Raw genomic sequence first — 9,005 nt, forward strand, 5'->3', positions numbered from 1 at the left:
CCAGTCCCCAGTCCCCAGTCCCCAGTCCCCAGTCCCCAGTCCCCAGTCCCCAGTCATACTAAAAATAGCCAATTGCTAATTTTGATACAACTAGCAATTAGCTATTCTTGACTACTAAACAATGAGCAATTCCTTAAGTTAGTGCTTCAGCACCACCAACAACCTCTAACAATTCTTGAGTAATAGCGGCTTGTCTAGCTTTGTTGTAAGACAATGACAGACTTTTAATCAATTCACCGGCGTTGTCGCTGGCGTTGTTCATCGCTGTCATCCGTGCTGCTAATTCACTGGCGGCTGACTCTTGTAACGCCCGCAATAGCTGATTACTCAGATATAGGGGTAATAAAGAATCCAAAATTTGCACAGGATCTTGCTCAAAAATCATGTCACGAGGTAAAGCACGAACTTGGCTAGTCACTTTTTCTCGTTCCACTTCAAATTGACCGCCACGGGTGGTGAGGCGAAATATCTCGTCATCTGCGGCTTCTAATCCTTGAGGATCTAAAGGTAGCAGGGTTTGGATTACGGGACGAGAACTAACCAAAGATACAAATCTGGTATAGATTAATTCAATCCGATCCACACTTTCCGATAGAAATAAGGAAAGTAGTTGATCGGCAATTTCCGTTGCTTCTGCGGCGGTAGGAATTTGTTCTAAACCAGTGTATGTGCTGTCGATGGGTTGTTCCCGGCGTTGGAAATACTGAATAGCTTTACGACCTACCAGTACAAATTTGTAATTTACGCCTTCTGCTTGTAGTTCTTTGGCGCGATTTTCTGCCCGACGGATGACGTTAGTGTTGTAACCGCCACACAAACCTCTGTCGCCGGAAATTACTAGCAGTCCAACTGTTTTCACTTCCCGTTTTTTCAGTAGTGGAAGGTCTACATCTTCAAACCGGAGCCGAGTTTGTAAACCATACAGTACTTGTGCCAAGCGATCGGCAAAGGGACGGGTAGCAGTTACTTGTTCTTGGGCGCGACGCACCCTAGCAGCTGCCACTAGCCGCATGGCTTCTGTGATTTTCTTGGTGTTTTTGACCGACTGAATGCGATCGCGTATTGCTTTGAGATTGGCCATATTCTTAAGTTCTGAGTTCTTAGTCCATAGTCAGCTGGCAAAAGTCAATAGCCATTAAGTGTTTCCCAATGACTAATGACCAATGACTTAACCCTAAGTGGAGTCGAAGGGCTAATAACTAACTACGCTGTTGCTTTGAAGGTCTTTTTGTATTCAGTTAGGGCTTCCTTCAAAGCTGTTTCTTCCTCTTCACCCATGACTTTTTTGCTTTGTACAGCGTCGGTGTATTGAGGTTTACCAGTTTTTAAGAACTCCCGCAGACCTTTGGTGAAGGTGGTGACTTTATCCACAGGCACATCATCTAAGTAACCGTTAATACCAGCATAGAGGATGGCTACTTGCTCAGATACTGAGAGAGGCGCGTTTTGTGGCTGCTTCAGTAGTTCCCGTAAACGTTGACCCCGTGCCAATTGGTCTTGAGTGGCTTTATCTAAGTCAGAAGCAAATTGGGCGAAGGCTTGCAAGTCGTCAAATTGTGCCAATTCTAACTTAATCTTACCGGCAACTTTTTTCATGGCTTTGGTTTGCGCCGCCGAACCCACACGAGATACCGAAATACCGGGGTTTACTGCGGGACGAATACCAGCGTTGAATAAGTCAGAAGACAAGAATATCTGACCATCGGTAATGGAAATTACGTTGGTGGGGATGTATGCAGAAACGTCACCGGCTTGGGTTTCGATGATGGGGAGGGCAGTCATGCTACCTTTGCCCAATTCGTCACTTAATTTAGCGGCGCGTTCCAACAAGCGGGAGTGAATGTAGAATACATCTCCAGGATATGCTTCCCGTCCTGGTGGACGACGGAGCAGCAAGGACATTTGGCGATAAGCTTGGGCTTGCTTGGAAAGGTCATCATAAACCACCAAGGTAGCTTTGCCTTTGTACATGAAGTACTCAGCAATTGTTGCTCCGGTATAAGGAGCTAAGTATTGTAGGGTGGCGGGTTCACTGGCACTAGCAGCAACGACTACGGTGTAGTCCATTGCACCTTTTTCTTGTAGAGTTTGCACCACGTTAGCAACGGTGGATGCTTTTTGACCAATGGCCACGTAGACACAAACTACATCTTCACCTTTTTGGTTGATGATGGTGTCAATGGCGATCGCAGTTTTACCTGTTTGACGGTCGCCAATAATCAATTCCCGTTGACCACGACCGACAGGAATCATCGAGTCAATAGCTGTAATTCCCGTTTGCATCGGTTCGTGTACAGACCGACGGGCGATGATACCAGGGGCTGGAGATTCAATCAAACGGCTTTCACTAGTTTTGATGTCTCCTTTACCATCAATGGGAATACCCAAAGCATTGACAACTCGTCCAATTAAGGCTTCACCCACGGGAACCTGAGCAATTCTACCAGTAGCAGTAACGGAGCTACCTTCTTGAATGTTCAGACCGTCACCCATAAGCACTGCGCCCACGTTGTCTTCTTCTAAGTTCTGGGCGATGCCAATTGTACCGTCTTCAAATTCTAATAGTTCCCCAGCCATAGCCTTTTCTAGACCATAGATGCGGGCGATACCGTCACCCACTTGGAGAACTGTACCAACGTTAGCAACTTTGACTTCTTGGTCGTATTGCTCGATTTGCTGCTGAATAATGCTGCTAATTTCGTCAGGTCTAATTGAAATACTCATGTGTCTATGTTTTTTGCTTTTCAGAGTAGGGAGTAGGGAGTGGGGACACTTCGGCTTACTTCGACTTCGCTAGGCAAAAGTCAGTACAAGTCGCTCAGTGCAAGTTGGGAAGTGGGGAAAGCATTTTCCTTAATTCTCCAATTATTTCATCCCCTGCCCAGTTACCTTGCCAGACTATCAGCACAGCAAGGAAACTCTAGCACTATCGCAATTACGAATTACGAATTACGAATTACGAATTACTAGTTAGGTGTAAGGAAAGGCGGCGCAACTGACCGCGTAAACTAGCATCAATTACCTGAGAGCCGACTTTAATGATCACACCACCAATTAAGTCGCTATCTATTTTAGAATCCAGCTCGACTTCACGAGCATTGGTAATGGCGAGAACTTTTTGAATTACAGCTTGTTGTTGAGCTTCTGAGAGGGGAACGGCTGAAGTTACTTCCGCTAATACGGTTTTATTCAGCTGCCGCAACAAAGCTAAGTATTGCTGTAAAACTTTTTCCAGGAAAGCAATCCGCCGTTTATCTACCAGCAAAAACAAAAAATTGCGTAAGTAGGCGTTACCACTTTCCCCCAGTATTTGTTTAATGAGAGCCTTTTTGTTCTCATTACTAATAAAGGGGTTACTGATAAAGTTCTGTAGGTCTTGATTTTCTGAGAGTAGGCTTAACAAACTCCTAGCATCTTCGCCAAACTCTGCTGTCAAGTTTTTTGCTTTGGCGAGAGACAACAGAGCTTGTGAATAAGGAGCAGCTATTTCAGCAGTTGCTATTTTACTTGTCATACCTGGCCTCCCAATTGTGCGATGCTACGTTCAATTAAAATTTGTTGAGCATCGTCAGCTATGCCACTTTTCAGTTCTGACTCGACCTCTTGCAATGCCTGAGCAACTACCCGTTGCCGCAATTTGGCGATCGCTCTATCTAGGTCTGCATTCAAGTCAGCCGCACCTGCTGCTTGTAAGCGTTCAATATCTATAGCAGCTTGGGCTAAGATGGCTGCCTTTGCAGCTTCGGCATTTTCTTGTGCCGCTTTTTTGATGCTTTCAGCTTCGGATTGAGCTTGCTCTAACTTTTGCTGTGCTTCTTGGAGTTGCTGTGCAGCTTCAGAAGCACGTTGCTCTGCATTCTTAATTGCTGTTTCAATAGTATCTCGGCGAGTTTTCAGGGTTTTGCCCAGAACTTTGCGCCCAAATACCAACAGCACAGTAATAATAATGGCAAGGTTAATCAGGTTGGTGTCAAATATATCTGTATTTAGACTAAAACCACCATGTCCCTCTGCCTCTGCCAAGTCACTTGCGATGGCGCTGGCTTCTGCCATCAACAGTAAAAAAGTCCCCATGATTTTCCATCCACAACTGCGCTGCCAATGCTTAACATTAACGACCCTGCCAATTTTTAGTTGACCAGTGGGTCTTTACAATGTCACTTAATGATGCCAACCTAAATTTTCATTAGCGCCGACCAACTAAATCTGCTCCTAAAAGCTTTTCTAGTATTTGGCGACTAAGGGAATTTACCTGTTGGTCTAATGAAGCAAAAGCTGCTTGTTTTTGCTGCTCAATTTCGTTAGCAGCCTTTTCTTTTTCTGCCTGGGCTTCTCTTTGTGCCACAGCTATTTTCTCAGCAGCAATTTTTTGGGCTTCGGCTTGAGCATCAGCAATAACTTTTTGGGCTTGCCTTCTGGCTCCGGCCAAGTCTTGCTCATACTGCTCTGCCAATTTTTCGGTTTTTGTCAACCGTTCTTGTGCTTTTAATTGATTATCCCGGATATAATTATTCCGTCCATCAATTGCATTGCCCAATGGCTTGTACAGTGTTGCATTCAACACTATAGCTAAAACTAGAAATTGAATTGCCATTAAGGGCAGGGTAGCATCTAGATCAAACAGCCCCCCTTCCTTGGCAACCTCTTCTACTGCTAATAAGGTAATCCAGTGTGTCATGGTTGCTAATTTCTATCTAAATATATTAGTCCTGAGTCCTGAGTTATGAGTCTGTGAGTTATGAGTTATGAGTTATAAGTTAAATTCCTAACTCTAACTCTTAACTCCTAACTTTCTAATTACTCAGCACTCAGCACTCAGCACTGAACTTATGCGAAGGGGTTAGCAAACAGTAGCACTAGAGCAACTACTAGACCGTAGATGGTTAGCGCTTCCATGAATGCCAAACTTAATAGCAATGTACCGCGAATTTTGCCTTCAGCTTCTGGCTGACGAGCAATACCTTCTACAGCTTGTCCAGCAGCGTTACCTTGACCAATACCAGGGCCGATTGCAGCCAAACCAACAGCAAGAGCAGCAGCGAGAACGGAAGCAGCAGCAACTAATGGGTCCATGATTTTATTTCCTTAATTTACTGAGTTGAGTTGATTTAGACGTTGTTGTGTGTCAGTTGCCATTTGCCTTTGATTATGTTAAATAACCAATGACTCATGACTGTTGAGGGTATTTAATGCCCCTCATTCATGATGCTCTTCGCCATGATGGTCTTCCATCGCTTCACCGATGTAAGCGGCGGCTAAGGTGGCAAAAATTAGTGCTTGGATGGCGCTGGTAAATAGTCCCAAAGCCATAACTGGCAAAGGTACAAACAAGGGTACTAGCAATACAAGTACACCTACTACAAGTTCGTCAGCCAAAATGTTGCCGAATAAACGGAAGCTTAGGGAAAGAGGTTTGGTAAAGTCTTCAATAATCTTGAAGGGCAACATGAACGACACTGGCTGGACGTAGTTGCCAAAATACCCTAAACCTTTTTTACTGAAGCCAGCGTAAAAATACGCCAGGGATGTCAGCAACGCTAAGGCAACAGTTGTGTTGATATCACTTGTAGGTGCTGTTAATTCACCTTCTGGCAAATGAATCAGCTTGAATGGAACCAGCGCCCCTGACCAATTTGACACAAAAATGAACAAAAACAAAGTGCCAACAAACGGCACCCAAGGGCGATATTCTTTCTCGCCAATTTGGTTTTTAGCCAAATCCCGAATGAATTCCAGGGCGTATTCCATCAGGTTCTGCAACCCACTGGGAATTCTTTTGATGTTACTGCTTGCCGCTAAGGAAACTAGCACTAGCACACCAATAACAAACCAGGATGTGAGAAACACCTGACCATGCAGCTTGAAGTTGCCTATTTGCCAGTACAGATGTTTTCCTACTTCCAATTCGGCAAGTGGAATGGTGTAGAAATTCAGAAAATTCAGCATTTTCTTTCCATATCAATCGTTTCTCCAATATTACCTGGAGAAGAGGAGCTTTCTTTGCGGTGTGGATATTCCTCACCCAGGACTGAGGTTAGCTTTTCGGGTTTTCGGAGCTTTGGCTAGTCAGAGACAAAAGCCATCCTAATTACGTAGAAGATGAGTGTGGCTTTGTAGGTGAGAAATCCCAAAAATATGGGTAATATCTGTAGTTGATTCCACCGCGATGCTAGCAAAATCAGCGCTACCAATAAGGCTAGCCGAGTTTTACTCAGTGACTGCTTTTCTCTACCTAAACGCTCAACATCTTTTGCCAACATCCTCAAGTAAAGCACACCTGCACACGCCCCTAATAGATAATTCAGGGCAATGTTTCCAGAATAAGCAATCCACACAGAGATAAATACAACCCCTGTCAAGGCAAGTGTGATTACCAACAACTCTTGGTAGAGTTGATAGAACTCCTGCATGGAAGAGTCTACTGGTTCTGTATCGTCAAAACCAGTTTGAGTATCTTGTTGTGTTGTCGGAGTGGGATCAATTGAATCTTCTGACAAGCTCACGAGACTTGAAACCAGTACAGCTAACTTATAATGACTGCACATTCAGTCAGCTGAATCATATCACGATCAGGTAACAATACTTTAGAAAAAAACAATTAACTTCTGGTCATGATCCGACTCAGGGTAGAAGTGTTGCTGTGTGCAGGAAAATGGGTGGCGAGGCTGGCGGTAAAAGCAGGGGATAACAAGAGAAATTTTCCCCTGATCACATTCCAACTTTCTTAAAATTTCACGAGTTTTCTATTCGCTCATAACCTAAACAATCATCGTAGAATAACTATGCTGGTTAAGTACCTTAATTAACTCAGTGTCAATAAAATTATCTGTTGCTTCTGTAGTGACCTGATTTGCTCTAAGTTAATTTCTACATCGGTTAAAATTTCTGCTATGGTTAAGTTCCCATCACATTTATGTAAAAAGTTTAACTCTACATTTGATAGGTTGACAATCTGGTAGTTGTAGTTAAATATACATTGGCTAGGGAAACCATCAATACAGGGGTTAAGTTCGGGAATGGCTGTGAGCAAGAATTTATCCTCTGACCAGTTGGATTTAATCAGGGGAAGACGACCGAGGAAAAACTCATAATGGGTAACTTCCGGGTCTAGTAATTCTATCAGGCGGTAACGTTGGCGATCGCTCAATTCATCCGCCCGTGCAATTAACTCTGGTGCTTTGGACAAAAGTCTTTCTAACTGCCAAAAATCAGGATTAGAAAAACCGATAAATTCCAAATCAGAAGCATCAATTAATTCAAACAGTGTCTCAATGTTGTAATCAATTTCCTGGGGATGAACGTACATATCGGCAAAACATTCATCTTTATGATTTTCTAATGACCAAAGTTCCTGATCGCGCTTGACAATGCGGTTATTTTCTGGTAAAGATGCGAATACTTTACGCCCCACTTGTACCCCATCACGATAATCGCCTTTTTTGTCACCTTGGAGAAGTGCGATCGCCTTTTGCATGAGTTGAATTTCCCAGCGTCCCAGTTCGCCATAGACAAAAATGTGCATTAGTCCACCAGGGGCTAACTTCTTGGCTAAAGCTTGAATACCACGGATAGGGTCAGGTAAGTGATGCAACACACCCACACAGTTAATTAAATCAAACTCACCGGGTAACTGTTCCACATCATACAAACTGAGGTGATGAAACTCCACCCTATCAGCACCGGAACGTTGACAGCGTTCTTTAGCTACCTCTAAAGTTCCTGCGCTTAAATCAATTCCCACCACCTGGGCTTGGGGGTTGAGATGTACCAAATATTCAGTCCCCACACCGGAACCACAGCCAGCATCCAAAATGCGGATATCTTGCTTTGGTGGTTTGCGTCCCGTGCAGAAATTGTAAGCGGCTAACCAATTCCAGCGCCAATTGTACCCAGGAGGGGCTTCATCTAGTAGAGGTTCTGGGGGGAAGGGATAAGTATCGTAGAGTTTCGCAACAGCAGCACTAACAGCTTGGGAGTCTGACATGATCAGGAAGAACGCAGCATTTTAGAGTTTAGCGGATTGAGAGAATTATTCACCATTTGGTAAACTGATTCCTTGTTCAAGTAACAATTGCCGTAACTTAGCATTTTCTAACTCGGCAGAATCAGCCCGTTGTTTTTCTTGTTCTGCACGTTGTTTTTCCTGCTCTACAGGTGTAAGTAACCAATTATTGTCTCGATCATACCAACGTAGCCACAATCTTTTTAATCCTTGATATTCCCCATCCCATAACCCTAAACCTAGCTCTGCTGACTCTAACCACACCCCTAACCCATTTATAGATAGAGGTTGATAGCGGTTCATCATTAAACCAAAACAGTGAAACTCATTAGTGTAACGGTTGAAGACAAAATAATAGGGAACTCTTAAAATTCGCTCATACACAGACCATTTATTAGGCGGTTGATTAACCTCCCGTAAAGTTCGCCCTAAATCTTCCGCTTCTGTCCCTGGTGATATTAGTTCAACTGCTACAAAAGGATTAATTCCCTCTTGCCAAGTAACATAACTTAATCGCAATTCTGTTTGGTTATAAAAACGCGATGCTCCCAAAACTGCAAACCAATCGGGGCGCTTATACCATTGAGGATGATGAGGATCATAATATAAGTGTAAATCACTAGCTGTAAAAATCTGATCCTCAGCATAACTAGGCGGGCGAAAAGTAATGCGAAGTAACTCAGGTTGGAGAAGGTGAAATTCATCTGGCAAACCTGGTTCCTCCCGATTTTCGCTGGGCAAGTCATACATTGTGGGCAGTGTTTCTTTCGGAGGTAAGGGCGGATCTACTTGATACATGATTGCTTAACGCTCCTATTCTGATTCAGTTTAATTTATTACTAGCCCTAGCGATACAAACTCAGCCCGCGCGCGCGGGTTAAAGCTTTACTTTTGTTTAGTCGGTAAAATTTGCCTGTGCAGTAGCAAATTATATTCGCTTCTTACATCCCAGGGTTAGCGCGTCTCAAACCCTATTGACAGTGGGATTCTAGGAGAGGATTGA

General features: G+C 43.8%; 10 protein-coding genes. All 10 read right to left on the minus strand.

Translation table 11 applies throughout. The features are described from left to right. Positions 1 to 133 precede the first annotated feature (133 nt). Positions 134 to 1,081, minus strand: coding sequence for a F0F1 ATP synthase subunit gamma (locus tag ACM0OP_RS22845; protein WP_414530705.1), 948 nt, complete (start codon positions 1,079 to 1,081; stop codon positions 134 to 136). Between the two features lie 122 nt (positions 1,082 to 1,203). Next, positions 1,204 to 2,724 carry a F0F1 ATP synthase subunit alpha gene (gene atpA, locus ACM0OP_RS22850; protein ID WP_414530706.1) on the minus strand — a complete coding sequence of 507 codons (1,521 nt, stop codon included), beginning with the start codon at positions 2,722 to 2,724 and terminating at the stop codon, positions 1,204 to 1,206. Between the two features lie 232 nt (positions 2,725 to 2,956). Next, positions 2,957 to 3,514, minus strand: coding sequence for an ATP synthase F1 subunit delta (atpH, locus tag ACM0OP_RS22855; protein ID WP_414530707.1), 558 nt, complete (start codon positions 3,512 to 3,514; stop codon positions 2,957 to 2,959). Further along, positions 3,511 to 4,074 carry a F0F1 ATP synthase subunit B gene (locus ACM0OP_RS22860; RefSeq protein ID WP_414530708.1) on the minus strand — a complete coding sequence of 188 codons (564 nt, stop codon included), beginning with the start codon at positions 4,072 to 4,074 and terminating at the stop codon, positions 3,511 to 3,513. Before ACM0OP_RS22860 ends, atpH begins: the two co-directional genes overlap by 4 nt. Positions 4,075 to 4,186: 112 nt before the next feature. Next, complete coding sequence (locus ACM0OP_RS22865) at positions 4,187 to 4,678, minus strand: F0F1 ATP synthase subunit B' (protein ID WP_414530709.1); 492 nt, start codon at positions 4,676 to 4,678, stop codon at positions 4,187 to 4,189. Positions 4,679 to 4,827: 149 nt separating this feature from the next. Beyond that, a complete protein-coding gene (gene atpE, locus ACM0OP_RS22870) occupies positions 4,828 to 5,073 on the minus strand; it encodes an ATP synthase F0 subunit C (protein ID WP_006196223.1) in 246 nt (81 codons plus the stop codon). Positions 5,074 to 5,196: 123 nt separating this feature from the next. Further along, positions 5,197 to 5,946: a F0F1 ATP synthase subunit A gene (atpB, locus tag ACM0OP_RS22875; RefSeq protein WP_414530710.1), complete on the minus strand. Its 750-nt coding sequence runs from the start codon at positions 5,944 to 5,946 to the stop codon at positions 5,197 to 5,199. Between the two features lie 116 nt (positions 5,947 to 6,062). Further along, entirely contained in the window at positions 6,063 to 6,503 is a 441-nt protein-coding gene (locus tag ACM0OP_RS22880) for an ATP synthase subunit I (protein ID WP_414530711.1), read from the minus strand. A gap of 299 nt (positions 6,504 to 6,802) precedes the next feature. Continuing rightward, complete coding sequence (locus ACM0OP_RS22885; protein WP_414530712.1) at positions 6,803 to 7,984, minus strand: class I SAM-dependent methyltransferase; 1,182 nt, start codon at positions 7,982 to 7,984, stop codon at positions 6,803 to 6,805. Between the two features lie 45 nt (positions 7,985 to 8,029). Continuing rightward, positions 8,030 to 8,800, minus strand: a complete 771-nt coding sequence (locus ACM0OP_RS22890; protein ID WP_414530713.1) for a Uma2 family endonuclease — start codon at positions 8,798 to 8,800, stop codon at positions 8,030 to 8,032. Positions 8,801 to 9,005: the final 205 nt, after the last annotated feature.

It is taken from the genome of Nodularia chucula CCY0103 (genome assembly GCF_963923915.1).
Classification (GTDB): Bacteria; Cyanobacteriota; Cyanobacteriia; order Cyanobacteriales; family Nostocaceae; genus Nodularia; species Nodularia chucula.

Bases quoted from the DNA above. Each gene is read 5' to 3' on its own strand.
- ACM0OP_RS22865 (WP_414530709.1), bottom strand. From the start codon at position 4,678: ATGACACACTGGATTACCTTATTAGCAGTAGAAGAGGTTGCCAAGGAA.
- ACM0OP_RS22890 (WP_414530713.1), bottom strand. From the start codon at position 8,800: ATGTATCAAGTAGATCCGCCCTTACCTCCGAAAGAAACACTGCCCACA.
- ACM0OP_RS22860 (WP_414530708.1), bottom strand. From the start codon at position 4,074: ATGGGGACTTTTTTACTGTTGATGGCAGAAGCCAGCGCCATCGCAAGT.
- atpH (WP_414530707.1), bottom strand. From the start codon at position 3,514: ATGACAAGTAAAATAGCAACTGCTGAAATAGCTGCTCCTTATTCACAA.
- ACM0OP_RS22885 (WP_414530712.1), bottom strand. From the start codon at position 7,984: ATGTCAGACTCCCAAGCTGTTAGTGCTGCTGTTGCGAAACTCTACGAT.
- atpE (WP_006196223.1), bottom strand. From the start codon at position 5,073: ATGGACCCATTAGTTGCTGCTGCTTCCGTTCTCGCTGCTGCTCTTGCT.
- ACM0OP_RS22845 (WP_414530705.1), bottom strand. From the start codon at position 1,081: ATGGCCAATCTCAAAGCAATACGCGATCGCATTCAGTCGGTCAAAAAC.
- atpA (WP_414530706.1), bottom strand. From the start codon at position 2,724: ATGAGTATTTCAATTAGACCTGACGAAATTAGCAGCATTATTCAGCAG.
- atpB (WP_414530710.1), bottom strand. From the start codon at position 5,946: ATGCTGAATTTTCTGAATTTCTACACCATTCCACTTGCCGAATTGGAA.